This is a genomic window from Arthrobacter sp. MSA 4-2 (genome assembly GCF_016405885.1).
Lineage (GTDB): Bacteria > Actinomycetota > Actinomycetes > Actinomycetales > Micrococcaceae > Arthrobacter_D.
In genome coordinates, this window is sequence record NZ_JAEKGC010000002.1 from 11,316 (window position 1) to 36,904 (window position 25,589).

The 25,589-nt window shown below is 69.3% G+C and carries 24 protein-coding genes; 17 read left to right on the plus strand and 7 right to left on the minus strand.

From position 1 onward, the window contains the following. The first annotated feature begins 10 nt into the window (after nucleotides 1-10). From arc to I6N91_RS01890, 15 genes are all read left to right on the plus strand, one after another. A complete protein-coding gene (gene arc / locus I6N91_RS01820; RefSeq protein WP_198810232.1) occupies nucleotides 11-1,774 on the plus strand; it encodes a proteasome ATPase in 1,764 nt (587 codons plus the stop codon). Between the two features lie 23 nt (nucleotides 1,775-1,797). After that, entirely contained in the window at nucleotides 1,798-3,417 is a 1,620-nt protein-coding gene (gene dop / locus I6N91_RS01825; protein ID WP_233091359.1) for a depupylase/deamidase Dop, read from the plus strand. A gap of 33 nt (nucleotides 3,418-3,450) precedes the next feature. Continuing rightward, nucleotides 3,451-3,654, plus strand: a complete 204-nt coding sequence (locus I6N91_RS01830; RefSeq protein ID WP_198810233.1) for a ubiquitin-like protein Pup — start codon at nucleotides 3,451-3,453, stop codon at nucleotides 3,652-3,654. A gap of 8 nt (nucleotides 3,655-3,662) precedes the next feature. After that, a complete protein-coding gene (gene prcB, locus I6N91_RS01835; protein WP_198810617.1) occupies nucleotides 3,663-4,484 on the plus strand; it encodes a proteasome subunit beta in 822 nt (273 codons plus the stop codon). A gap of 3 nt (nucleotides 4,485-4,487) precedes the next feature. Beyond that, nucleotides 4,488-5,213, plus strand: coding sequence for a proteasome subunit alpha (gene prcA / locus I6N91_RS01840; RefSeq protein WP_198810234.1), 726 nt, complete (start codon nucleotides 4,488-4,490; stop codon nucleotides 5,211-5,213). Continuing rightward, a complete protein-coding gene (gene pafA / locus I6N91_RS01845) occupies nucleotides 5,213-6,574 on the plus strand; it encodes a Pup--protein ligase (RefSeq protein ID WP_198810235.1) in 1,362 nt (453 codons plus the stop codon). The genes prcA and pafA overlap by 1 nt, the downstream gene beginning before the upstream one ends. Nucleotides 6,575-6,701: 127 nt before the next feature. Then, nucleotides 6,702-7,640 carry an FKBP-type peptidyl-prolyl cis-trans isomerase gene (locus I6N91_RS01850; protein ID WP_198810236.1) on the plus strand — a complete coding sequence of 313 codons (939 nt, stop codon included), beginning with the start codon at nucleotides 6,702-6,704 and terminating at the stop codon, nucleotides 7,638-7,640. A 39-nt stretch (nucleotides 7,641-7,679) separates the two neighbouring features. Continuing rightward, complete coding sequence (locus tag I6N91_RS01855; RefSeq protein WP_198810237.1) at nucleotides 7,680-8,075, plus strand: FKBP-type peptidyl-prolyl cis-trans isomerase; 396 nt, start codon at nucleotides 7,680-7,682, stop codon at nucleotides 8,073-8,075. Between the two features lie 115 nt (nucleotides 8,076-8,190). Next, nucleotides 8,191-10,173: a YafY family protein gene (locus I6N91_RS01860; RefSeq protein WP_198810238.1), complete on the plus strand. Its 1,983-nt coding sequence runs from the start codon at nucleotides 8,191-8,193 to the stop codon at nucleotides 10,171-10,173. Between the two features lie 9 nt (nucleotides 10,174-10,182). Next, nucleotides 10,183-10,530, plus strand: a complete 348-nt coding sequence (locus I6N91_RS01865) for a hypothetical protein (protein ID WP_198810239.1) — start codon at nucleotides 10,183-10,185, stop codon at nucleotides 10,528-10,530. 187 nt (nucleotides 10,531-10,717) lie between these two features. After that, entirely contained in the window at nucleotides 10,718-11,038 is a 321-nt protein-coding gene (gene tatA / locus I6N91_RS01870; RefSeq protein WP_198810240.1) for a Sec-independent protein translocase subunit TatA, read from the plus strand. A gap of 5 nt (nucleotides 11,039-11,043) precedes the next feature. Beyond that, the gene (tatC, locus tag I6N91_RS01875) at nucleotides 11,044-11,871 is read left to right on the plus strand and encodes a twin-arginine translocase subunit TatC (protein WP_198810241.1); all 828 of its coding nucleotides are present in this window, start codon (nucleotides 11,044-11,046) and stop codon (nucleotides 11,869-11,871) included. Between the two features lie 59 nt (nucleotides 11,872-11,930). Then, nucleotides 11,931-14,744 carry an RNA helicase gene (locus I6N91_RS01880; protein WP_198810242.1) on the plus strand — a complete coding sequence of 938 codons (2,814 nt, stop codon included), beginning with the start codon at nucleotides 11,931-11,933 and terminating at the stop codon, nucleotides 14,742-14,744. Nucleotides 14,745-14,797: 53 nt separating this feature from the next. Further along, nucleotides 14,798-16,429, plus strand: a complete 1,632-nt coding sequence (locus tag I6N91_RS01885; RefSeq protein ID WP_198810243.1) for an amidohydrolase — start codon at nucleotides 14,798-14,800, stop codon at nucleotides 16,427-16,429. Nucleotides 16,430-16,872: 443 nt separating this feature from the next. Beyond that, the gene (locus tag I6N91_RS01890; protein WP_198810244.1) at nucleotides 16,873-17,601 is read left to right on the plus strand and encodes a polyprenol monophosphomannose synthase; all 729 of its coding nucleotides are present in this window, start codon (nucleotides 16,873-16,875) and stop codon (nucleotides 17,599-17,601) included. A gap of 94 nt (nucleotides 17,602-17,695) precedes the next feature. Here I6N91_RS01890 and I6N91_RS01895 read toward each other — a convergent pair whose 3' ends face one another. From I6N91_RS01895 to I6N91_RS01905, 3 genes are all read right to left on the minus strand, one after another. After that, nucleotides 17,696-18,043, minus strand: coding sequence for an RNA polymerase-binding protein RbpA (locus tag I6N91_RS01895; RefSeq protein ID WP_120168085.1), 348 nt, complete (start codon nucleotides 18,041-18,043; stop codon nucleotides 17,696-17,698). A gap of 189 nt (nucleotides 18,044-18,232) precedes the next feature. Further along, nucleotides 18,233-19,177, minus strand: coding sequence for an SPFH domain-containing protein (locus I6N91_RS01900; protein WP_198810245.1), 945 nt, complete (start codon nucleotides 19,175-19,177; stop codon nucleotides 18,233-18,235). 52 nt (nucleotides 19,178-19,229) lie between these two features. Continuing rightward, complete coding sequence (locus I6N91_RS01905) at nucleotides 19,230-19,772, minus strand: NfeD family protein (protein WP_374058894.1); 543 nt, start codon at nucleotides 19,770-19,772, stop codon at nucleotides 19,230-19,232. A 98-nt stretch (nucleotides 19,773-19,870) separates the two neighbouring features. Here I6N91_RS01905 and I6N91_RS01910 point away from each other — a divergent pair, with 98 nt between their 5' ends. Continuing rightward, the gene (locus I6N91_RS01910; protein ID WP_307843201.1) at nucleotides 19,871-20,500 is read left to right on the plus strand and encodes a hypothetical protein; all 630 of its coding nucleotides are present in this window, start codon (nucleotides 19,871-19,873) and stop codon (nucleotides 20,498-20,500) included. Between the two features lie 29 nt (nucleotides 20,501-20,529). Here the strand turns inward: I6N91_RS01910 and I6N91_RS01915 are convergent, their stop codons facing one another. Then, a complete protein-coding gene (locus tag I6N91_RS01915) occupies nucleotides 20,530-21,366 on the minus strand; it encodes a putative RNA methyltransferase (protein ID WP_198810246.1) in 837 nt (278 codons plus the stop codon). A gap of 47 nt (nucleotides 21,367-21,413) precedes the next feature. Here I6N91_RS01915 and I6N91_RS01920 point away from each other — a divergent pair, with 47 nt between their 5' ends. Beyond that, nucleotides 21,414-23,450 (plus strand): S9 family peptidase, encoded by a 2,037-nt coding sequence (locus I6N91_RS01920; RefSeq protein WP_198810247.1) that lies wholly within the window; start codon nucleotides 21,414-21,416, stop codon nucleotides 23,448-23,450. A gap of 23 nt (nucleotides 23,451-23,473) precedes the next feature. On the opposite strand, the gene I6N91_RS01925 is transcribed toward I6N91_RS01920, so the two are convergent. From I6N91_RS01925 to I6N91_RS01935, 3 genes are all read right to left on the minus strand, one after another. Further along, on the minus strand, nucleotides 23,474-24,124 hold the full coding sequence (locus I6N91_RS01925; protein ID WP_198810248.1) for a peptide deformylase: 651 nt from the start codon (nucleotides 24,122-24,124) through the stop codon (nucleotides 23,474-23,476). Nucleotides 24,125-24,144: 20 nt separating this feature from the next. Continuing rightward, nucleotides 24,145-24,780, minus strand: a complete 636-nt coding sequence (locus I6N91_RS01930; RefSeq protein ID WP_198810249.1) for an AAA family ATPase — start codon at nucleotides 24,778-24,780, stop codon at nucleotides 24,145-24,147. Between the two features lie 214 nt (nucleotides 24,781-24,994). After that, nucleotides 24,995-25,567 carry a dienelactone hydrolase family protein gene (locus tag I6N91_RS01935; RefSeq protein WP_198810250.1) on the minus strand — a complete coding sequence of 191 codons (573 nt, stop codon included), beginning with the start codon at nucleotides 25,565-25,567 and terminating at the stop codon, nucleotides 24,995-24,997. Nucleotides 25,568-25,589: the final 22 nt, after the last annotated feature.

Sequence of the window (25,589 nt, forward strand, 5' to 3'; positions counted from 1 at the left end):
GCGACACGATATGTCGGACTCTGAAGACTACGCTTCCCAACCCGACCGGACCGGCCAGCACCACTCCGCCGCAGCTGCGGAGAACTCGGTGGTCCAGCGGCAGCTGAATGTGCTGCGGGACAAGCTTCGGTACATCGACAGGCAGCTCGCGACGGCCACGCAGAACAATGCCCGGCTCGTCGGAGCCCTCGAGGCGGCGCGGACCGAGATCGTGAGGCTGAAGGCGGCCCTCGAAAAGGAGGGCGCAGCGCCCTTCAGCTTCGCCACCGTGATCCAGGTGAACGTCCAGCAGCCCGCCGAACCGGGGACCACCACCCAGGCCACGGTGCAGGACACTGCGGACATTCTGCAGTCCGGCCGGAAGCTGCGGGTGACGGTGAGCCCGCTGATCAACGTCCGCCAGCTCTCCCCGGGCCAGGAGGTGCTCCTCAACGAGTCACTGACCATTGTGGCCGCCCTCGGCTACGAGCGGGCCGGGGAGATCGTGACGGTGAAGGAGCTGCTCGGCAAGGACCGCGCGCTCGTCGTGGGGCGGACCGACGACGAGCGGGTCATCCGGCTCAGCGGGCCGCTGCAGTCCCAGCGCATCCGCGTCGGCGACGCCCTGGCCGTCGACACGAAGTCGGGGTACGGGCTGGAGAAGGTGGCCCGCAGCGAGGTGGAGAACCTCGTGCTCGAGGAGGTCCCGGACATCGGCTACGAGGACATCGGCGGGCTTGGGCCGCAGATCGAGCAGATCCGCGACGCCGTCGAGCTGCCCTTCCTCCACCCCGACCTCTACCGCGAGCACGGGCTGAAGCCACCCAAGGGGATCCTGCTGTACGGGCCTCCCGGCTGCGGCAAGACCCTGATCGCCAAGGCGGTGGCCAGTTCGCTTGCCACCCGCGCCGCCGAACGCGCCGGCATTGAGCAGGTCCGCAGCTACTTCCTCAACATCAAGGGCCCCGAGCTGCTCGACAAGTATGTGGGGGAGACCGAGCGCCATATCCGGCTGATCTTCGCCCGCGCGCGCGAAAAGGCCTCGGACGGCAGCCCCGTCGTGGTGTTCTTCGACGAGATGGATTCCCTGTTCCGCACCCGCGGCACCGGAGTGTCCTCCGACGTCGAGACCACCATCGTCCCGCAGCTGCTCAGCGAGATCGACGGCGTGGAGAAGCTTGAGAACGTCATCGTGATCGGTGCCTCGAACCGCGAGGACATGATCGATCCGGCGATCCTGCGGCCGGGCCGGCTCGATGTGAAGATCAAGATCCACCGCCCTGACGCCGAGGGGGCGGCCGAGATCTTCGCGAAGTACATCACCGAGGACCTGCCGCTGCACGCCGACGACCTGGCCGAACACGGCGGGAACGTGGCGGTCACCGTGCAGGAGATGATCCGGCGCACCGTCGAGAAGATGTACTCGACCGAGAAGTCGAACGAGTACCTCGAGGTGACCTACGCCAACGGCGATACCGAGATGCTGTACTTCAAGGACTTTAACTCCGGGGCGGTCATCCAGAACGTCGTCGACCGGGCCAAGAAGTACGCGATCAAGGACCTGCTGCTCGAGGGAAGCAAGGGCCTGCGCATCGAGCACTTCATGCGTGCGGTCGTCGACGAGTTCCGCGAGCACGAGGACATGCCCAACACCACCAACCCCGACGACTGGGCAAGGATCTCCGGCAAGAAAGGGGAGCGGATCACCTACATCCGCACCATCGTCCAGGGCAAGGCCGGGCAGGAACCGGGCAAGGCCATCGAGACGGCGGCAAACACCGGCCAGTATCTATGATCCCAACCGGAGGAGTGGACCGGATGGCCCCCGTCGGGCCGGACTCCACGGGAGAGGTGTCGGTGCACCGGGTCATGGGTACGGAAACCGAATACGGCATCATCGCCCCGGGACTGCCCGCGGCGAACCCCACGATGCTCTCCTCCCAGGTGGTCAACGCCTACGCCGCGACGCTGCGCGAGGGCCTGGGCAACCTGGCCGGTACGCGGTGGGACTACACCGACGAAGCGCCCCTGACCGACGCGAGGGGATGGCTCGTTGACCGGGGGTCGGCCCACCCTTCGCAGCTGACGGACGAGCCGCCAGTGCTCACGGCCGAGCAGGTGGCGCTGGCCGAGGGCGCCGACCCGCAGGACACCGCGGTGCTGATGAACCTGGTGCTCAACAACGGCGCACGCCTCTACGTGGACCATGCGCACCCCGAATACTCGAGCCCGGAGGTGACCAACCCCCTCGACGCCGTCCTGTGGGACCGGGCAGGGGACCGGGTGGCACTGGCGGCCATGGAGCGCATCGCGGGCACCCCGGGCTTCTCACCCGTCCATCTGTATAAGAACAACACCGACAACAAGGGCGTCTCCTACGGGTCCCACGAGAACTACCTCGTGCCCCGCAGCGTCCCCTTTGGGAATCTGGCCGCCGCGCTGATCCCCTTCTTCGTCTCCCGGCAGGTGCTGTGCGGGGCGGGCCGGGTCGGCATCGGCGCCACCCACCAGCGGCCCGGCTTCCAGGTCAGCCAGCGGGCCGACTTCTTCGAGAACGAGATCGGGCTGGAGACCACGGTGCGCCGGCCCATCATCAACACCCGCGACGAACCCCACGCGGTGGCGGAGAAGTACCGGCGGCTCCATGTGATCATCGGCGACGCGAACCTCAACGAGGTGTCGAACTACCTGAAGCTGGGCACCACCTCCCTGGTGCTCTCCCTCATCGAACGGGATCTGTGCCCGGTGCCCGAACTCGCCGAGCCCGTCCACGCCCTCCAGGACATCAGCCACGACCCGTCGCTGCAAAGCACGGTGCGGCTCGCCGACGGCCGCCAGGTCACGGCGCTGGATCTCCAGGAGATGTACCACGGCGCCGCCGCCGCGGCCTGCGCCGGCGGCGCCGACGCACAGACCCAGGACGTGCTGGACCGGTGGGGGACGCTGATCGAGGTGCTCCGGCGCGACCCGATGGACGCCGCGGCCTCCATCGACTGGGTCGCGAAGCTGAAGATCCTGCAGGCCTACCGCGACCGCGACTCGGTCGGCTGGGACAATCACCGGCTCGCCCTGGTCGACCTCCAGTACGCCGACCTGCGGCCCAGCAAGGGGATTTACCACCGGCTGGCCCAGCGCGGGCAGGTCGAGCTGCTGGTCACCCCGGCGCAGGTGGAGCGTGCGGTCGCCGAGCCGCCGCGGGACACACGCGCCTACTTCCGGGGCAAGTGCATCGCCAACTTCCCCGCGGAGGTGGTCGGGGCCAGCTGGGACTCGATCATCTTCGAAGTTCCCTCGCAAAACCGGCTCCAACGGGTGCAGACACGGGAGCCGCTGCGCGGCACCGCGCAGCTCACCGAGAGGCTTTTTCAGGAATCCGCCACCGCCGAAGACTTCCTCACCCGATTGTTGAGCGGGCCGGAACAGCGCGTGGCACCATAGAAGCAGCAGAACCGAAACCGAAGGGTGCTCATCATGGCAACACAGGATCACAAGGCCACAGGCGCACGCACCGAGGAGCAGGAAGACACCCCGGCAGAGCCTCCCGCCGCTCCGGCCTCCGCCTCGGACACCGCAGAAACCCAGGGCGTCGACGACCTGCTTGACGAAATTGACGGCGTGCTTGAGTCCAACGCCGAAGAGTTCGTCAGGGGCTTCGTCCAGAAGGGTGGGCAGTAAGGGAAATGATGCCGGAAGAAGCTGCAGCAGCGGTCGCCCGGGCGGCATCGACGTCGTTCTCGGACCATCTGGGGCGCCATCACCCCGACCTGCTGGCTTCGCGCAGCCGCGTTGACTTCCCGGCCCAGGGCGCCGGCCGGGCCCTCGCCCCGCACGCAACGACGATCGTGTCGCTGACCTTCGCCGGTGGAGTGCTGATGGCGGGAGACCGCCGCGCCACCATGGGCAACGTCATCGCCAGCCGGCACATCGAGAAGGTCTTCCCGGCCGACATGTTCTCGGTGCTCGGCATCGCCGGCACCGCCGGAATCGCCCTCGACCTGACGCGCCTGTTCCAGGTCGAACTCGAGCACTACGAGAAGATCGAAGGCACCCGCATGAGCCTTGACGGGAAGGCCAACCGGCTGGCCGCCATGGTCCGGCAGAACCTTCCGATGGCGCTGCAGGGGCTCGCCGTGGTGCCCCTCTTCGCCGGCTACGACACCAGCCGCCATGAAGGGCGGCTCTTCTCCTTCGACGTCACCGGTGGGCGGTATGAGGAACAGGAGCACCACAGCGTGGGCTCGGGATCGGCGTTTGCCCGCGGATCGCTGAAAAAACTGTGGAAGCCGAACCTCGACGAAGCCTCAGCGGTGCAGGTGGCGGTCGAGGCCCTGTACGACGCCGCCGACGACGACTCGGCCACCGGCGGGCCCGACGTCGTCCGCGAGCTCTGGCCGGTCGTGTACACCGTCAACAGCGCGGGCACGCGGCGGATCCCGGACCGGGAACTTGAGACGACGGCGCGGAATGTCATCGCAAGCCGCTCCATTGCAGGACGGGAGGCCTAGACCATGACCCAGCAGTTCTACGTATCGCCCGAGCAGCTCATGCGGGACCGCGCCGACTTCGCGCGGAAGGGGATCGGCCGCGGCCGCTCGGTCATCGTGCTCAGCTGCCGCGACGGCATCGCCCTGGTCGCCGAGAACCCGTCGCCGTCGCTGCACAAGCTCGGTGAGATCTACGACCGCATCGCCTTCGCCGCCGTGGGGAAGTACAACGAGTTCGAGAGCCTGAGGCAGGCCGGCATCCGCTACGCCGACGTCCGGGGCTACTCGTACGACCGCGAAGACGTCACCGCCCGCGGCTTGGCCAGCGTGTACGCCCAGAGCCTGGGCGCGGTCTTCACCGCCGAGAGCAAGCCGTTCGAGGTCGAACTGGTGGTCGCCGAGGTGGGGGAGCAGCCCGCCACGGACCACCTGTACCGCCTCACCTTCGACGGCTCGATCGCCGACGAGAAGGGGTTCGTGGTGATGGGCGGCGCAGCGGAGGCCGTGGTGGAGGTGCTGCGCAGCAGCTTCTCCGAGGACCTCGACTTCCCGGAGGCCGTGCGCGCCGCGGTGCACTCGCTGCGGCAGGACGGCTCCACGGGTGCCGGCCCCCAGCTGGGGCCGGAATCGCTTGAAGTGGCGGTGCTCGACCGCGACCCGGAGGTGGCCCGTGGCACCCACCGGGCGTTCCGGCGCATCGGCATCCCTGAACTCGAAACCATGCTCACCTCTCGGGAAAGCCCTGTCTAATGGACCGGCGTATCTTCGGAATCGAAACTGAGTTCGGCATCTCCTACTCGGGGCCCAACTCCCGGCCCCTCTCGCCCGAGGAGGTGGCCAGGTATCTCTTCCGCAAGGTCGTCAGCTGGGGGCGGTCCTCCAATGTGTTCCTGACCAACGGTTCACGGCTCTACCTCGACGTCGGCTCGCACCCGGAGTACGCGACGGCCGAATGCGACGACCTGGCGCAACTGATCGCCCAGGACCGCGCCGGCGAGCTGATTCTCGAGGACCTCGTGGTCGAGGCCCAGCGCAAGCTGAGCCAGGAGGGCTACAACGGCAATATCTACCTGTTCAAGAACAACACCGATTCGGCCGGGAACTCCTACGGCAGCCACGAGAACTACCTCATTCCGCGCAAGCTGGAGTTCGGCCGGCTCGCCGACATCCTCATCCCGTTCCTCGTGACGCGGCAGCTCCTTGTCGGCGCCGGCAAGGTGCTCAAGACGCAGAACGGCTCCCTGTACGCGTTCTCGCAGCGCGCCGACCACCTGTGGGAGGGCATCTCCTCGGCCACCACCCGGTCCCGGCCCATTATCAACACCCGCGACGAACCGCACGCCGACGCCGAATTCTTCCGCCGGCTCCACATCATCGCCGGGGACTCAAACATGTCCGAGACGACGACCCGCCTGAAGATCGGCTCGGTGGACCTGATCCTGCGCATGGTCGAGGCCGGGGCGATGATGCGTGACTTCCGCCTCGAGAACCCGATCCGCAGCATCCGGGAGATCTCCCACGACCTCTCGGGCCGGCAGCTGCTGAAGCTCGCCAACGGGCGTTCCATCACCGCCCTGGACATGCAGCGGGAGTACCTCGCCCGGGCCCGGGCCTTCGTCGACACGAACGGTGCGCACCACGCGCACGTCCCGGCGGTGCTGAGCCTGTGGGAGCGCACCCTCGACGCGATCGAGACGGGGGACACCTCGGCGATCGACCGGGAGGTGGACTGGGCGATCAAGAAGAAGCTCGTCGACCGGTACATGGAGCGCAACGGGGTCGAACTCGACTCCGCCCGGGTGTCGCAGCTCGATCTGACCTACCACGACATCTCCCGCAGCCGGGGCCTGTTCTTCCTGCTCCAGGCCCGGGGGGAGGCGCTGCGGGTGGTCGACGACGTCGTCGTCAAGGAAGCCGTCGATACCCCGCCGCAGACCACCCGGGCGCGGCTCCGGGGGGAGTTCGTGCGGCGGGCCAAGGAAGCCAACCGCGATTACACCGTGGACTGGGTCCACCTGAAACTCAACGACCGGGCCCAGCAGACCATCCTCTGCAAGGACCCCTTTCGATCGGTCGATGAGCGCGTCGAAGCCCTCCTCGAGCACCTCTGAACACACCGGCGGGCACCGCGGGGTATGGAACGGGGGAGAAAACGCCGCCCGGAAACCGTTAGGCTTGAAGATGCCCGTCCGGATGGGCGCTGCCTGAACTACCGACAACTCCTGCGAAAGAAGTTCTGTGCGACGGATACTTTTGTTCCTCCTGCCCCTGCTGCTCGCGCTCACCGCATGCGGCGGCGCGTCGACCGGGAAGTCGGCCGGTGACGCCGACGTCTTCGAGTCGGTCACCGTCAGCGGCGGCAGTGACAAGAAGGCCCCCAAGGTCGAGTTCGACACACCCCTGAAGGTCACCGCTCCCGCCGTGAAGACCCTCGTCGAGGGTGACGGCAAGGCCATCAAGGCGGGCCAGCAGATCACCTTCAACGCCGCGTTCTTCAATGCCGAGGACGGCAGCAAGCTCGGTGACACCTACGAGGGCGGCCAGCCCCAGCCGCTGCCCGTTGACGACACGCTCAAGGAGCAGGACGCCGAACTGTACGAAGTCCTGGTCGGCACGAAGGTCGGAGCCCAGGTCGGGTACACCCGGCCGATCGAGGAACCTGCCGAAGGCCAGGAGGCCACTCCGCAGCAGCTGGTGGTCCTGAAGATCATTTCCGCCAAGGACCCCGCCCCGGAGCCCAAGATCCTGTCTCCCGAGGACGTCAGCAAGCTCGACGACGAGGGCAAGCTGCCCACGTTCAAGTTCGCCAAGGACGGCGCGCCCGAGGTCACCATCCCCGACAACGAGCCGTCCAAGGACCTCGTGGTGAAGGTCCTCAAGGAGGGCGACGGCGAGGTCGTCGCCGAGTCCGACACGATCACCGCCAACTACAGCGGCTGGCGCTGGGAGGACGGCGAGCAGTTCGACTCGAGCTTCGAGCGCGGCGAGCCCGCCGAGTTCCCGCTGACCGGCGTCATCGAGGGCTGGACCAAGGGCCTCGCCGGCCAGAAGGTCGGCTCGCAGGTCCTGCTGGTCATCCCCGGCGCCTGGGGCTACGGCGACCCGGCACCCGAGGGCCGCCCCTCCGGCACGCTCGTGTTCTTCGTGGAGATCACCGGCAAGGCCGCCGCCAAGTAACCGCACCACCCGAACACCCCCACCCCGCGAAGGAGAACCATGTCATTTGGACAGCGCGAATTCGACCGGTCCAAGCCGGAGATCGACTTCCCCAGCCACGGCGCACCCACCGAACTCGTCATCGAAGACCTCATCGAAGGCAACGGCAAGGCGGCCACGGCCGGGGACACCGTCTCCACCCACTACGTCGGCGTCGCATTCTCCACCGGCGAGGAGTTCGACGCGTCCTGGAACCGCGGTGCACCGCTCGACTTCAAGGTCGGCGTCGGCCAGGTCATCCAGGGCTGGGACCAGGGCCTGCTCGGCATGAGGGTCGGCGGCCGCCGCCGGCTTGAGATCCCCTCCGAGCTTGCCTACGGCGCCCGCGGCGCCGGCTCGGCGATCGGCCCGAACGAATCCCTGATCTTCGTCGTCGACCTGCTCGACGTGCGCTGAGCCTCACCACCTACGGCAGCTGCCGCCCCGCGCCCCGGCGCCGGGCGGCAGTGCTGTTTCCGGGCAGGGAACGGGCTGGTCCGGCGGCGGTTCGGAGGCAGGTAAGGTAACTCCCGTGTCCGCAAAACGAACCGAACGACTCCTGACCCTGGTGATCCTGCTGCTGTCCAGCAAACGCGGTTTCAGCAAGGAGGAACTGTTCGAGGAAATCGAACTGTACCGTGAGGCGCCCACGCCGGCTGCCCGGGAGAAGCTCTTCGACCGGGACAAGGCGATGCTGCGGGAGCAGGGCATTCCGCTTGAGTCCTTCAGCGAGGATCCCCTCTTCGAGACCGACAACACGGTGCAGCGGTACCGCATCAACGCCGAGGAGTACCAGCTCACCGGGGTGACCTTCACCGCCGAGGAGTACACCTTCCTCAGCATCGCGGCGGGGATGTGGGACCCCGCCTCGCTCGACTCCGCCGCCTCCCGGGCCATGCGGAAGCTCAGCCTGCGGACCCCGGGTACCGAGCTGCCCGCGCCGCTGCCCGTCCAGCCGAGGATCCGCACCAGCGAACCCTACTGGGACGAGGTGTGGCGCGCCATGGCCGCCCGCCGGACCATCACGTTCACCTACCGGGCGGCCAGCACCGGACGCGAGGAAAAGCGCACGGTGCGGCCCTGGGGGATGGGCTCCCGGTTCGGGCACTGGTACCTTGTCGGCTTCGACGCGGACCGGCAGGCCGAACGGTTCTTCCGCCTGTCCCGGATGACCTCACCGCCGGCCCTGCGCGAGGGCGGCTTCGAGCCGCCCGAGTCCTTCGACATCAATGCGGCGCTGGCCTCGTTGACCCGGCGCGACGCCGAGGGGACCGCCGAGCTGCTCGTCCGCCCGGGCACCTGCAACATCCTGCGGGTGCGCCGGGGGTCAGTCCTCGTCGAACACGGCGAGGACTGGGACCGCCTCCGCGTCCCCTACACCGGCCTGCCGGCCCTCGCCGCGGAGGTCGCCGGCTTCGGCGCGAACGCCTCCGTCGTCGAACCGGCCGAGCTCGGTTCCCGGGTGCGGGAGCTGCTCACCGGCGCCCTCGACGCCGCCCGCACCGCACCGGAGGTCGAAGTCACCGGAGGGCAGGGAACGGCGCCGCGCCGGAAGTCCTCGGCCCAGGACCATCTGCTGCGCCTGCTCGACCTGGTGCCCTACCTGTTGGCACACCCTGGGGCCGACCTCAAGGAGACGGCGCAGCGGTTCGAGGTCACCGAGGCCCAGCTGACCCGCGATCTCGACCTGCTCTTCGTCAGCGGTCCGCGCCACTACCCCGACGGGCTGATGGACGTGGACGTCGAGAACGGCAGGATCTACCTGAGCAACGCCCGCAACCTCTCCCAGCCGGTGCGCCTGGCGATGGACGAGGCGTGCACCCTCATCGTCGGCCTCCAGGCGCTGCGGGACCTGCCGGGCATCGCCGCCCATCCGGCCCTGGCCACGGCCCAGGCCAAGCTCACCGCGGCGGCCGGCGACGCGGCCCGCATGGGCACCGTCGTCGCGACCCGGCTGAGCGAGGACGAGGTGCAGCCCCACCTGGAGCTGTTCCAGGAGGCCCTCCGGCGCGGGGTCCAGGTGGAGATGTCCTACCTCGTGCCCGCCCGCGACCAGATCACCGAGCGGGTCATCGAACCGGTCCGCGCCTTTTCCCAGGACGACCGCTGGTATGTGGAGGCCTGGTGCATCGGTTCCGCAGGGTTCCGGAACTTCCGGCTCGACCGCATCCAGGACGTCCGCCTCACGGACCGGCCCGTCACCCGGGGCGGCGAGGCGGGGCCACCCCAGGATGCGGCGCCCTCCGCGGGGCTCTACACACCCTCGCCGGATGACCGGAGCATCGTGCTGGTGCTGAAGGAACCCGCCCGGTGGATCGCGGCCCAGTACAACGCCGTGCGGACCGAGGAACTGGGCGGGGGCACCCTCGCCGCCGAACTGAGTGTCGGCTCGGTGGCATGGCTTCCCGGCCTGATCGCAGGGCTCGGCGGGGCGGCGGCCGTGGCCGGGCCCCGGGACCTGCGCGCGGAGGTCCTGCGGTGGCTCGAGGCGGCCCTGGCGTCGACCGCGGCTTAGACTGAAGCAATGTCGTGGTGGATGTGGTTGGTTCTGTGGATCGCCCTGGTGGCGGTCAGCGCCCTGTTCCTGCTCGCCGTGGGCTTCCGGGTCTTCCGGAAGGCGATGGCGACGCTGGACGAGTTCGAGAAGGCATCATCGCTCCTCGATGCCGCGCCTCCCTCGCGTGCTTCCGACGCCACCGCGGGGGAGGCTCCCGACGCCACCGTCCCCGCCGTTTTTGCGCCGCCCGCGGAGGTCCGCCGTGCCAACCAGGAAGCCCGGCTGCTGCTCCAGGGGCGGCGGCGCGAGCGGCGGATCCGGCGCCGTGCCGAGAACCGGCGGCCCCAGCTGCTGCGCGACCTTCCGCACCTCTGAGCCGCCTCCAGGTACCAAGGGTCTGAACGCTGAATGAATTCGCGGAGGACTCTGGACGGCGCGGTTCCGTCCCGGGCCGTGCGTCCCGCGGCCGGGTGCCGGATGAGCCCCTGTGGCGGCCCCGGTCGCTGCACGGCGGCCCCGATCTATGACCTAAACTGAAGAGGACCTAGGAGAGGAACCTGGCATGAGGCTCGATGGCTGGCAGATCGTCATTATTATCGTGATCGCGATCCTACTTTTCGGTGCGCCCAAGCTCCCCGGGCTGGCGCGCAGCGCCGGCCAGTCGCTGCGCATCTTCAAGTCCGAGGTCAAGCAGATGAAGGATGAGAACAACACGGGCAGCGGCACCGCGGGCGCGCCTGTCGAGGGAAACATTGTCGCCTCCGGTCCCGACGCACAGACCCACGGCGCGCCGGGGCAGCCGACAACCGCCCCACACAATCCCCCCGGAGCGGCCGGTGGCTCCACGTCGGCACCGGGCGGAACGCCGGGCTCCACCCCCTAGGCACCATGGCACGGACCCGAGGGCGCAAGGCCAACCCCGAAGGGCGGATGGCTCTCAAGGAACACCTGCGCGAAGCACGCATCCGGTTGTTCAAGTCCGGCCTGGCGGTGGTCGCCGGCACGGTGGTCGGCTTCTTCATCTACAACCCCGTCCTTGAAGCCCTCGCTGCGCCCATCCAGGAACTCAACGAGCGGGAGGGCCGCAGCGCTGCCCTGAACTTCGACGCCGTCGCCTCCCCGTTCGACCTGCTCATCCAGGTCTCGGTCTTCCTGGGGCTGATCATCTCCAGCCCGGTCTGGCTGTACCAGCTGTGGGCGTTCATCACCCCCGGGCTGCACGCCAAGGAACGGCGCATCTCGCTTGCGTTCATCGCGGTGGCGGTGCCCCTGTTCCTGGCCGGGATCTACCTCGCATGGCTGGTCCTGCCCAACGCGGTGAGGGTCCTGACGGACTTCACCCCGGGCGGGTTCACCAACATCATCACGGTGTCGGTGTTCATCACCTTCATCCTGCGCCTGATGCTCGCCTTCGGGATCGCGTTCCTGCTCCCGGTGGTGCTGTTCGGGCTGAACCTCGTCGGGTTGATCTCCGGACGCCAGGTCCTCAAGGCGTGGCGCATCACCGTCTTCCTCGTCTGCCTCTTCGCCGCCATGGCCGCGCCGGGCGCCGACGCGGTGAGCATGTTCTACCTCGCGGTGCCGATGCTCGTGCTCTTCTTCGCCGCCATCGGCCTGTGCCTGCTCAACGACAAGCGGCGCGCCCGGCGCAACGCCGCCCGCGAGGCCGAGCTGAACGCCACCGCCGATCAGGCCTCAACCATCGAGGGACTGTAGCGGGCGACCGGAGCCCGGTGATGCGTGCCGCTCCCCGGCCCAGCGTTTAGGGTTGAAAGATGAGCACCCCCGCAGAGCGCTATCAGGCGGCCAAGACCCGCAACGCGATGGCAAGAACCCAGCTTTTCGCCTTCGAGAACACGCTCTCGTTCGAACTCGATCCCTTCCAGCGCGACGCCTGCACCTCCCTCGAGGCCGGCAAAGGGGTGCTCGTCGCCGCGCCCACCGGGGCCGGGAAGACCGTCGTGGGGGAGTTCGCCGTGTACCTTGCCCTGCAGCAGGGACTCAAGGCCTTCTACACCACACCGATCAAGGCCCTCAGCAACCAGAAGTACTCCGAACTCGCCGCGGTCCACGGTTCGGAGCGGGTGGGACTGCTCACCGGGGACACGACCATCAACCCCGACGCCGACGTCGTCGTCATGACCACCGAAGTGCTGCGGAACATGCTCTATGCCAACTCCGAGACGCTCGACGACCTCGGGTACGTCGTCATGGACGAGGTCCACTACCTCGCCGACCGGTTCCGCGGTGCGGTCTGGGAGGAAGTGATCATCCACCTGCCGACCGAGGTGAAGCTCGTCTCCCTCAGCGCCACGGTCTCCAATGCCGAGGAATTCGGAGCCTGGCTCGACACGGTCCGCGGCGATACCGACGTCGTCGTCTCCGAGCACCGGCCGGTGCCGTTGTGGCAGCACGTGATGGTCGGATCGAACCTGCTTGACCTCTTCGCCGGCGATGTTGCCTTCGACGAGGCGGCGCCGTCCGGCCCGGAAGGCGGGGCCCGCGACTTCTACGAGGTCAACCCCGAGCTGCTCGAACTGGCGAGCAACGAGGTCAGGCTGAACCAGCGCGCGGGCTGGGGCTCCGGGCGCCGGGGAAGGGCGCCCGCGCGCCGGCCCCAGGAGACCCTCGTCCGCCGCGCGAGCCGGCCCCAGGTCATCACCGCGCTTGACCGCGCCGGCCTGCTGCCGGCTATCACGTTCATCTTCTCCCGCAACGGGTGCGAAGCCGCCGTCACCCAGTGCCTGCACGCCGGCCTCTGGCTCACCACGGAGGACGAGCGCGCGACCATCAGCGAGACCATCGATGAGGCCACCCAGGAGATTCCGCGGGACGACCTTGAGATCCTCGGCTTCTGGACCTGGCGCGAAGGCCTGATCCGCGGCTTCTCCGCCCACCACGCCGGCATGCTGCCGACCTTCAAGGAGGTCGTCGAGAAGCTGTTCGCCGCCGGCCTGGTCAAGGCCGTCTTCGCCACCGAAACCCTCGCCCTGGGCGTGAACATGCCCGCCCGCTCTGTGGTGCTGGAGAAGCTCGACAAGTTCAACGGCGAGGCCCACGTCAACGTCACCGCGGGGGAATACACACAGCTCACCGGCCGGGCCGGGCGCCGCGGCATCGACGTCGAGGGCCACGCCGTGGTGCTGTGGCAGCCGGGCACCGACCCGGGGGCCGTCGCCGGGCTCGCCTCCCGACGCACCTATCCGCTGAACTCGAGCTTCCGCCCGACCTACAACATGAGCATCAACCTCATCGCCCAGTTCGGCCAGGAACGCGCGCGGGAGATCCTCGAGACCTCCTTCGCGCAGTTCCAGGCCGACCGCTCCGTCGTCGGCCTGGCCAAGCAGCTGCGCAGCCGGGAGGAATCCCTGCGCGGCTATGAGAAGTCGATGACGTGCCACCTGGGGGACTTCCGCGAGTACGCCAGCCTGCGGCGGGAACTCTCCGACCTCGAACAGCGTGCCTCCCGTGACCGGTCCCGCTCCGCGCGGTCCGCGGCGGAGGCGTCCCTCGAGGCGCTGCGGCCGGGCGACGTCATCGATGTGCCCGGCGGCCGCAGCCAGGGGTACGCCGTGGTGCTCGACAGCGATCCCTCCCGGGAGCCGCGTCCCACCGTGCTGACCATCGACACGCAGATCCGGCGGGTGGGCGTCCAGGACCTGGACGGGCCCATCGAAATCCTCTCCCGCATCCGCATCCCCAAAAGCTTCAGCGCCCGCAGCCCGAAGGACCGCCGCGACCTCACGTCCTCCCTGCGCAACGCCCTGCAGGAGAAGCGGCCGCCGCGCCGGGGCTCCGGCCGCGGGAACGGGCTCCACTCCTCGACCGCCGCCGCCGAGGAGCGGGCCATCACCGACCTGCGCCGGCGCCTGCGCGCCCACCCCTGCCACGGCTGCAGCGAGCGGGAACAGCACGCCCGCTGGTCCGAGCGCTGGCTCAAGCTGCGCAAGGAGACCGACCGCCTCGCCGGGCAGATCCGCGGCAGGACCAACACCATCGCGAAGACCTTCGACCGGGTCTCCGAGGTGCTGGCCGGTTACGGCTACGTGGCACCGGACGCCGAAACCGGACTGAAGATCACCCCTGAAGGGCAGAAACTGCGCCGCATCTACGGGGAGAAGGACCTCCTCATCGCCCTTTCGGTCGAAAACGGGGCCTTCGACGAACTCGACTCCGGCGAGCTCGCCGCGGTCGCCTCGGTGCTGGTGTACCAGGCCAAGCGTGAGGAGCGCGGGCTGCGCCCGGTTCTGCCGAGCTTCGGGCTCGAAAACTCGGTGGACATCATCATCCGTGAATGGTCCCGCCTGACCGACAGCGAGGAGCAGCACCGCCTGCCCGTGACGGGGGAGCCCGAACTCGGACTCGTCTGGCCCATGTACAAGTGGGCTCAGGGCCGCTCGCTGCAGACCGCCCTGAGCGGCACGGAGCTGGCCGCCGGCGACTTCGTCCGCTGGGCCAAGCAGGTCATCGACCTGCTCGATCAGCTGGCCAAGGTCCGCGACCTGCCGGAGGGCCTTCACGGGCGCTGCGTCAAGGCCATCGCCCTGATCCGCCGCGGCGTCGTCGCCTACTCCAACATCACCGAATAGCCAGCACCACCCCACGACCTCCCGCCTCCTAGCGAAAGCCCCGTCGAAACTTCATGGATTCCCAGCGCCCCGTCCTGTACCGCAACGGCTCCGTCTACAGCCCAGCCGACCCCTTCGCCACCGCCATGCTCGTCGACGGCGGCACGGTGGCCTGGATCGGTGGTGAGCATGCCGCGGAGAACCTCGGCGGGCCCGGGGTCCGCACCGTCGACCTCGACGGTGCCCTGATCGCCCCGGGCTTCGTCGACTCCCACTTCCACACCACCGAGACCGGCCTGGGGCTCACCTCGATCGACCTGTCGTCCTGCACCAGCCTGGCGGACCTGCTCGAGCGCGTCCGCGCCGCGGCCCAGGCGGGTCCGGTGTTCGGCCACGGCTGGGACGAGTCCCGGTGGCCCGAGCGGCGCGTCCCCACGGCCGGCGACCTGGATTCCGCCTCGGGCGGGCGCCCTGTCTACCTCACCCGGGCGGATGTGCATTCGGCCGTCGTGTCCGGGACTCTGGCGGCCTCCCTGGGCCTTGCGGGCCTCGACGGCTGGAACGACGGCTTCCTGGTGCGCACCGCCCACACGGCGGCCCGGCTCGCCACCCGCGCACTGGCCCCCGCCGACCGCGCAGACCTGCAGCGCGCAGCCCTTGCCCACGCCGCCTCCCGCGGCATCGTCGCCGTCGTTGAGATGGCCGCACCGCACATCTCCCCCCGGGAGGACCTCGAGGGCCTGCTCGCCCTCGGCGCCGGGGACGGCGGCCCGGACCTGCCCGGGGTGATTCCCTACTGGGCCGAGGCCGTCTCCTCCCCGGAGGAGGTCCGGAGCCTGCTCGCCTCCTTCGACGGCCGCCTGGCTGGGCTCGCGGGGGACCTCAATGTCGACGGCTCGATCGGCTCGCGCACCGCGGCCCTGCGGGATCCCTACAGCGACGACCCGGGAAACCGAGGGCACATCTTCCTTGACGCGCCGGCCGTCGGGGCGCACCTCACCGCCGCGACCGCCGAAGGGGTGCAGGCCGGCTTCCACGTGATCGGCGACGCCGGGCTCGACGTCGTCCTCGCCGGCCTGGGCGAGGCCGAGCAGAGGCTGGGCATCGAGGCGGTGCGCCGTTCCCGCCACCGGCTCGAGCACGTCGAGATGACGGACGACGCCGCGATCGCCGCCCTCGTCCACTTCGGGGTGACAGTCAGCGCCCAGCCGGTCTTCGATGCCCTCTGGGGACACCCGGCGGGGCTGTACGCGCAGCGCCTTGGCGAGGGACGCCGGGTCGGCATGAACCGTTTCGGGTCCCTGCTGGCGGCCGGGGTGCCGGTCTCCATGGGCTCGGACAGCCCCGTCACGCCCCTTGACCCGTGGGCGTCGGTGCGGGCCTGCATCGAACACAGCAATCCCGCCGAGGCGGTGTCGGCGCGGGCGGCCTTCATCGCCCATACCCGGGCCGGCTGGCGCGCGGCCGGCGCGGTGAACCCGATGCTGGGCCAGCTGGCGCCGGGCTCGCCGGCCTCCTTCGCCGTCTGGCGGGTTGACGAACTCATGGTCCAGACACCCGACAACCGGGTGCAGTCCTGGAGCACGGATCCCCGTGCCGGGACCCCGCTGCTGCCGGCGCTCGATACCGAAAATCCACCGCACTGCATCGAGACCGTCCACTACGGCCGGACCCTGTTTTCCGAGGACGGTGGAAGCAGCGTCTAGTGGCCCCGGGCCCATCAGTCAAGAGGTGTCCACAAACCGAAATAGTCCGTTCCCGGACCGGACGCTGACCTGCACGGAAGGACGTTCGCGCAGGTCAGAGGCGCATTGACACCTCGCCCCCAGCACGTAAGCTGAGTTGCTACGGGTTGGAGCAACTCCTCGGGGACTGACCTGGCCGACCACCGGCGCAATCAACCTCCTGTTCGGCTCAACCGCCGCATTGGTGAGGACGGTGACGGCACTCATCAAGAGCAGGCCCGCACGCCATCAGAGAACAGATCCGGTTCACCGTTTCTGGTACGAAGGCGGGCGGGCCTGCTCGATGGAGGGACCCCCGCGCAGCCGCCGCCCGCCGGGTCGTACAGGTCGGTCGCCTATAATTGCCGTTGACCTGGCAGGCACCAGCGGTCCCTGCGTCTCCCCCCGGAAAGGCCCCCCTCGCTTTGCGCGTTCTCACCATCATTCCGACCTTCAACGAGATCGAATCCCTCCCGCTGACGCTGGGACGGCTGCGGGAGGCAGTGCCCGCCTCCGACGTGCTGATCGTGGACGACAACAGCCCCGACGGCACCGGAAGGCTCGCGGACGAGGCGGCGGCGGCGGATGCCCAGGTGTTCGTGCTGCACCGCACCGGTAAGGCGGGGCTGGGTGCGGCCTACATCGCCGGGTTCCGGTGGGGCCTCGAACGCGGCTACGATGTCCTGGTCGAAATGGATGCCGACGGCTCCCACCGGCCCGAGCAGCTCCAGAGCCTCCTCGACGCCGTCGACGGCGCCGACCTGGTGATCGGTTCGCGCTGGGTCCCCGGCGGCAGCGTGGTCAACTGGCCGGCGCACCGCAAGCTCCTGTCGCGGGCAGGCAGCACCTACTCGCGCCTCATGCTCGGCCTCTCCGTGCGGGACATCACCGCCGGCTTCCGGGCCTTCCGCCGGGGGACCCTCGAGAAACTCGACCTGTCGGCGGTTGACTCGGTCGGGTACGGCTTCCAGGTGGACATGACGTTCCGGGTGGCCCGCCTCGGCCTGAAGATTACCGAGGTGCCCATCACCTTCGTGGAGCGGGAGCTTGGCGACTCGAAGATGAGCGGCAATATCGTGCTTGAGGCGATCATCAGCGTCACCCGTTGGGGCCTGGCGGCCCGGTGGCGGAAGCTGACCCGCCGCGACGGCTAAGCCGCGCCCGGGCACAAAACATGCCGGGCACAAGAAATGCCGGTGACCCCACCCGAAGGTGGCGTCACCGGCATCGGCCGGGAGGACCCTGGCGTCAGGCGGAGCGGCGTTCGCCGCGGCGCTCACGCAGGATCGTCAGGCGGTCCTGCAGAATCTGCTCGAGTTCGTCGACGGAGCGGCGCTCAAGCAGCATGTCCCAGTGCGTACGCACCGGCTTGTCATTAGAAGTGTCGGGGCGTTCACCATCCACCAGGAGCGCTTCCTTGCCGGTCTTGGAAACCCACACCGGGGGGATTTCCGCCTCGGCGGCGAACGTCACGAAGACCCGCTCACCGTCCTCGCAGCGGTACTCAACCCGTTGGCGCGGAGCGGGCTCCACACCCGATTCGGTTTCCATGCTTTGCGCTCCGAGGCGCATGCCGCGCAGGCTGCGATCGCTCATATTTTCTCCTACTCAACGAGTGGCTTCCGGCTGAGCCGGCACCGATCTGCGTGCACCGCGGTCCGGCCGCCGTTGAAGGCAGCAGGAAGCCGAGATAGTACGCATACTGTATAACTCCGCATCAAGCGGGAATGTTCCTGCCGGGGACGAGAAATTCCGGCAAACCACCAACTATACCCGGATCGGGCGTCAGGCGTCACGTTTCTGCGCATTTTGTTCAGCCACCCGGCCGTCGGGGGAGTCCGACGTCGTCGTTCCGAGAACGCTGCCAAGCCCCTTCAGCGCGTCACCGATCTCGCTGGGGATGATCCACAGCTTGTTGGAGGACCCATCGGCGAGCTTCGGCAGGGTCTGCAGGTACTGGTAGGCGAGCAGCTTCGGCGTCGGGTTGCCCAGGTGGATCGCATCGAAGACCTTCTGGATGGCCTGGGCCTCGCCGTCGGCGCGCAGGATCGCCGCCTTGGCGTCGCCCTCCGCGGCCAGGATGGCGGCCTGCCGCTGACCTTCGGCGGTGAGGATCGCTGACTGCTTCGTGCCCTCGGCCGTCAGGATCGCAGCGCGCCGGTCGCGTTCGGCCCGCATCTGCTTCTCCATCGAATCCTGGATGGAGTGGGGCGGATCGATGGCCTTGAGCTCGACCCGTGACACCCGGATGCCCCACTTGCCCGTCGCTTCATCGAGGACGCCGCGCAGCTGCCCGTTGATCTGGTCCCGGGAGGTCAGCGCCTGTTCGAGGTTCAGCCCGCCGACGACGTTGCGCAGGGTGGTGGTGGTCAGCTGTTCGACCGCCTGGATGTAGTTGGCGATCTCGTAGGTCGCCGCCCGCGCGTCGGTCACCTGGAAGTACACGACGGTGTCGATGGAGACCACCAGGTTGTCCTCGGTGATCACCGGCTGCGGAGGGAAGGAAACGACCTGTTCCCGAAGGTCGAGCAGCGGCAGCAGCCGGTCAACGAACGGGATCAGGATGGTCAGTCCCGGCAGCAGGGTGCGCTGGTACTTGCCGAGGCGCTCAACCACCCCCGCCCGGGCCTGCGGGATGATCCGCACCGATTTCACCAGCACTGTGAGAACGAATAGGACAAGGACTATCAGGATGATTGTCAGTCCGATGGTCCCGGTGTCGCCGTTCATGGATCCCCCTTGATCGAGTGGACTGCGGGACCGTGGTGGGCCCGCAGGAAAGTTACAGGTGGTCGGCGTCCGGATCGGGGCTTTCCGCCGCCGGTTCCACGACGGCGGTGGCTCCTTCGATCCGCGCCACCGCGAGCCGCGCACCGGCGGGCACCGAGATCCCGTCCAGGGTGCGGGCGGACCAGGTGTCCCCGCCGATCTTGACGGTCCCGGACGAGGAGGTCACGGTCTCGAGGGCGAGCGCCGGTTCGCCGATGAGGCGGTCGATGTTGGAGCGCTGGTCGCCGGTGGCTCCCCGAAGGTGCCTCAGGGCGATGGGGCGGACCAGCAGGACCATCATCAGCGCCACGACGCAGAACGCCAGGCCCTGCAGGAAGAAGGAACCGGTCACGAAGGAGGCGATCAGGGCCGCGAGCGCCCCGACCGACAGCATGAGGAACATCAGGTCCAGCGTGAGCGTCTCGACCGCAGCGAGGCCGAGGAACAGGACGAGCCAGAGAATCCAGGGGTTCTCCACCAGCCAACCAAACATCGTTTCCCTCCCGGAACGGCGGGCAGATCCGGCGGCACGGCTGCTGTCGGATGTGCTGCTCATTGTGTCAAAGTGGCCGGGCAATACCTAGGCCCGGAGGCCCGCCCGGCCCGGTCGTTATCGATTTGAGAGTGTTGGGGGCCGCGGTGGGACACTTGAGCGTGCTCTTTCGCCTCCTCACCTCGCCCAACCTGCTGCTGCGCCACCTCCGGCTGTATCTCGGGTTGTTCCTGTACGGTGCCTCGATCGCGCTGATGGTCCGCGCGAACCTCGGCGCCTCGCCCTGGGATGTCTTCGGGCAGGGACTCGCACGGAGCACGGGCCTGAGTTTCGGCATCGCGACAGTGCTGATCAGCATCGGGGTGCTGCTGCTGTGGATTCCCATCCGGCAGCGTCCCGGCTGGGGAACGATCGCCAATACGGTCCTCGTCGGCCTATCCGCCGACGTCGTCCTCCGGGTGCTCGCCGCTCCCGACCATCTGGTCCTTCAGGGGCTCATGTTCACGGCCGGCCTGGTGCTCCTCGCCGTCGCGACGGCGCTGTATATCGGCGCCGGCATGGGGCCCGGCCCCCGTGACGGCCTGATGACCGGCCTGGTCCGCATCACGGGCTGGCCCGTGTGGACGGTCCGCGGATCGATCGAACTTACGGTCGTCGTCGTGGGCTTCCTGCTGGGCGGCGTCGTGGGGCTCGGCACCGTCATCTTCGCGCTGGCCATCGGCCCGCTCGTCCAGCAGGCCCTGCAGGCGCTTCATGTTCCACTGCGCGGCGGCTCCGGCGGGAAGGCCTAGCGGGCCGGACCCCGGGTTCCTGCAGCCGGTCAGGAGTGGCGGAACGCCTGGACGGTGAAGCGGGCGGTCACCGGGACCTCCCGGTCCAGCCCCTCGACAAGGGCCGCAAGCTGCCGGGGCTCAAGATGCCGCGCCGCCGGGCCCATGGCAGCCACGTCCGCGAGCTCCTTCGGAGAGAGCCGCATCCCATGGACGACCTCCCGGCGCTCCACCTCGGTCAGGCGCCCGTCCAGGGACCCGGCGAGGTCCTGCGCCTTATCGGCCGGAACCTCGAGCATCGGGACCAGCCGGGCGGCCTCGGCCAGGTGTCCCGGCAGCGGCGTCGCCACCACCAGCAGCCCTCCCGGGGAAAGCACGCGCACGAACTCATCGACATTGCGGGGCGCGAAGACATTGAGGAGCAGATCCGCGCTGCCTGAAGACAGGGGGAGCGGCCGCCACAGGTCCCATACGAGTGCAATGCCGCCGGGCAGCGCGCGGGCGGCCCTGCGCAGCGCGAACTTCGAAATGTCGAGTGCGACCGGCAGCGCCCCGGGGAAGCGGTCGGCCAGGCCGCGCAGGTAGTAGCCGGTCCCGGCGCCGGCATCCACGATCACGCGCGGTTCGGGCGCGTGCCGCTGGGCAGCATCGGCGATCGCGTCCCTGAGGGGCCCGTAGTGTCCGGCAGCGAGGAACCTCGCCCGCGCCTCCACCATCGCGGCGCTGTCGGCTTCGAACGGCGTCCCCCGCCCGGTCAGCAGGTTGACATAGCCCTGCCGGGCGGCGTCGAACCGGTGTCCGAAAGCGCAGGCCAGGCCGCGCCCGTCCGGCCGGAGGAAGGAACCACACACGGGGCACAGGAGCAGGGACTCGGGCGCGGCGGGCATCCCACCATCCTAGGCGGAGCGGACTTCGACGCATTAGTCTCGGATGGATGGAACCCGATCAGCTGAACCTCCTGCACTCCGTCGGTACCCCGACGCTCCACCCCGACGGCGGACGGGCGGTGTTCGCCGTGACCCGCCCGGACTTCGACGCCGACGCCTACGTGGGCCAGTTGTGGGAACTCCAGACGGACTTGGGCTCGCACCGCCGCCTCAGCCGCGGCTTCCGCGACACCGCCCCCCAGTTCTCTCCGGACGGCTCGCTGCTGGGCTTCCTGCGGTCCCGTCCCGGCGATAAGCCGCAGCTGCACCTCATGGACGCCCGCGGCGGTGAGCCGCTGCAGGTCACTGACCAGCCCCTCGGCGTCGAGGACTTCCGCTTCGCTCCCGATTCGCGGTCGATCGTGTTCGTCGCCCGCGTGCCGGAGGCCGGCCGCTACGGCACCGTCGAAGGAGTCGGCGCCTCGGCCGAGGACCCGCGGCGGATCACCGCGTTCCAGTACCGCGCCAACGGGCTCGGCTACACGGCGGATAAGCGGGCCCAGCTCTTCCTGGTCGATGTCCCAAGCCTCGAGGCCGAACCCTTCATCGAGCCCGTGGGCCGGGCCGCCAAAGACGCCGGCGCGGACCGACCCGGCCCTCTGCCCGAGCCCGTCCAGCTCACCTCGGACCCAGCGGACCACAACAGCCCGCGGTTTACCGCCGACGGCGCCCGGATCCTGTTCACCGCGGCCCTCAGCCCGGACGCGGATTCGACCCTGGCCAGCGAGGTCTACTCGGTCCGCCGGGACGGCACCGGCAGGGAGCAGCTCTCGGGGCTCTCCGCGGCCCAGCGGCTCGACTGCGCGGCGCCGGTCCAGAGCAGGGACGGCCGGTGGCTCTTCTATCTCGCCGGCGAGCTCTCCGCCACCGGCCTCGACTTCGTGGCGCGCAACGCCGGACTGTATGCCGCGCCGATGGACTCACCGGGGGAGGCCCGCCGGCTGACCGACGCCGAGACCGTTGACCTCGGCGAAGTCCTTGAGGTGGTCCCGCACGGGGACTCCTCGGTCCTGGTCATTCGCCGCACCCGCGGCGCCTGCGGGCTGCTCGAGGTCGACGCTGACGGCACGGCCGCCACCCTCGTCGACGGACCGGTCGTGGTGACCGGCGCTGCCTCCGCCGCCGGCCGTGTCCTCGTCAGCTACACGGGCCCCGGCACGGCCGGCGACGCGGCGCTGGTGGGCCCGGACGGGCTGGAGCCCCTCACCGATTTCTCCGCCGAGCTGCGCAGTGCCACGACGGTTTCACCCACCGTCGAGGAGACCTTCCCGGCGCCCGATGGGTCCCAGGTGCACGGCTGGGTGATCCTGCCCGAGGGGGAGGGCCCCCACCCGGTGCTGCTGAACATCCATGGGGGCCCCTTCTCACAGTACGGCTGGGGCTACTTCGACGAGGCCCAGGTGTACGCCCGCGCCGGCTACGCCGTGCTGATGTGCAACCCGCGGGGGTCAGCCGGGTACGGGCAGGAGCATGGCCGGGCCATCAAGGAGGCGATGGGGACCCTCGACCTCCAGGACGTCCTGGCGTTCCTCGAGGGCGCCCTCGGCAAGTACGCCGTGATGGATGGCGGCCGGGTCGGCATCATGGGCGGCTCCTACGGCGGCTACCTCACCGCCTGGACCATCTCCCAGGACCACCGGTTCACCGCCGCCATCGTAGAGCGGGGCTACCTCGACCCGCCGTCGTTCGTCGGCTCCTCGGACATCGGCTGGTTCTTCTCCGACGAGTACACCGGCACCGACCCCGAGAAGGTGCGGGGCCAGAACCCCTTCGCCCAGATCGGTTCGGTGGACACCCCGACCTTCGTCATCCATTCCGAGGAGGACCTGCGGTGCCCGGTTGAGCAGGCCCAGCGCTACTACACGGCGCTCAAGAAACAGGGCGTACCGGCCGAACTCCTCCTGTTCCCGGGGGAGAACCACGAACTCTCCCGCTCCGGCACCCCCTGGCACCGCCGCCAGCGATTTGAGCACATCCTTCGATGGTGGGCGGACTGGCTCCCCAGCGGGCGGAACCAGCCGGCGGACTCAAGCCCGGAGCGGTAGGCCGGCGCGAGCAGCCGCCGGGCCTAGAACCCGAGGCCCCGGCGGGCGTCTTCGATCGACGGATGCGCCCAGCGGCGCGTGTACTCGAGGTTGTCGGCGAGGGAGCGGGTCTCGGCCCGGTCCAGGTACAGAATGCCGTTGAGGTGGTCCGTCTCGTGCTGCACGATGCGCGCCGGCCAGCCGTTGAGGCGGGTCGTCACGCCCCGGCCGTCGGGCGTGGTGTACTCCAGCGAAACCTCCCGGTGCCGATCCACCACGGCCTGGTAGCCGGGGACCGACAAGCACCCCTCGTAGAAGGACGCGGTGGCCTGGCCCGCCGCGGAATAGCGGGGGTTGATCATGGCGAAGAACGGCAGGGGAGTGCGGCCGCGTTCGATGGCGACGGCGTCGTCCTCCACCCCCTTGTCCTCCACGACGGCGATGCTCAGGGGGATGCCCAGCTGCGGAGCGGCGAGCCCGACGCCGGGGGCGTGGTGCATCACCCGGCGCATCAGGGTGATCAGCGCCGCGAGGTCCGCATCGCCCAGCTGGCCGTCGAAGGCCTGCGCCTGCATCCGCAGCACCGGGTGCCCGGCCCGGACGATCGGGGGCAGTTCCTGGCCCAGGATCGAATGCACCAGGTCGTGGAGCTGGGAGGGCGAGTAGCTGGCAGCGGGCGCGGAAGGAGTCTCCATGGACTCATCGTACGAGGAACTCATTCGGGGAGCTCCGGCCCCGCACCGCTCGGACCCGGAACCGTCCCCGCCGGCTCCAGGGAGGCACCGGGGCGGAGTCCGGCCAGGACGCCCCGTAGGTCTGCCGTGACAGCCTCGGGTGCTCCTCCGGCGTCAATCACCGGGTGCCCGGCTTCCCTCGCCTGAGATAGGTACGCCGTGCGGTACGCCCGCAGTTCGTCGAGGTTTTCGCTGTCCGTGCCGCGCGCCGCGATGCGCAGCTGGGCCTGTTCGGCGGACAGGTCGAGGAGCACGACGGCGTCGGGCCGGGGCAGCAGCCTCAGCGCAGCCGGCAGGAGGACGCCGCGGCGCAGGCCCCGGGCGGCCCTGAGGGCCAGCTGGCAATGAAGGTGCCGGTCCATAATCACCAGGCCGTCGAAGCGTGCGGCCTTCGCGGAGTTCAGCAGCACGTTGACCAGGCGCACCAGAGTCTCGGCGGTGTCCATCAGCCGGGCCGGCGGCTGTACTCCGATCCGCCGGGCCCATCGGGTGAAGGTCTTCCGCCCCGAGTAGTTGCCCAGCACCAGGACGTCGGTGCCCGGCGGCACGTGGGCGGCCAGGGCGTGCGCGGCCGTCGTCTTTCCTGCGCCGTCGATGCCGATCAGCACCAGGATCATGGGGGTCCTTTCAGGGACGTGCGGGCCGGAGGTGGCGAGCCGGGCGTCCCGGATTTTCCGCAGTGTTCCCTCCTAGGATGCGCCATGAAGCTGTGCCGGTGCTGGATACACCGTCGTTATGCCCTCACAACGCCGCTCTTTCGGCGTTGAGAACCTCCGTGCCGCTGGCAGTGGGCGTGTGCCGCCGCCGTCCCGGCCCAGCAGCCATCGCCGCCTAGGGTCCGTCGAGGAAATCGAGCACCCGGCGGGTGAGCAGCGCGGTTGCGGCGGCGTCGTAGGACGGGAGGGAGCTGTCGGTGAAGAGGTGCTCCGCACCGGGGTAGAGGAACAGGCCGGCATCGGCCGCTGCGCTGGTGAGGGCCCGGGCGGCCTCGAGGTCGCCCTCGCCGGCGAAGAACGGGTCCTGCTCCATGGCGTGGACCTGGACCGGCACCCCCTCGGGCCATCCGCCGAACTCGCCGGCCGGGAGGCAGGAATGCAGGAGGAGGGCGCCCCGGGCGCCTCCGCGGGTCTGGGCCAGCAGTTGCGCCGGCATCACCCCAAGGGAGAAGCCAAGGTAGATCAGGCCGGCCGGGAGATCGGCCGCAGCCTCGACGCCCCGGCGCAGAAGGGTGTCGAAGCCCAGCGTGCCTGCATAGTCCAGGCCGCCGTCGAGGGAGTCGAAGGTCCGGCCGTCGAACAGGTCCGGCGTGTGGACGGTGTGGCCTGCGGCCCGGAGGGTGCCGGCGAACTCTTTCAGCCCGGCGGTCAGCCCCTGGGCGTGGTGGAACATCAGGACTTCGGCCATGTCAGCTCTCCTACCCGGCAGC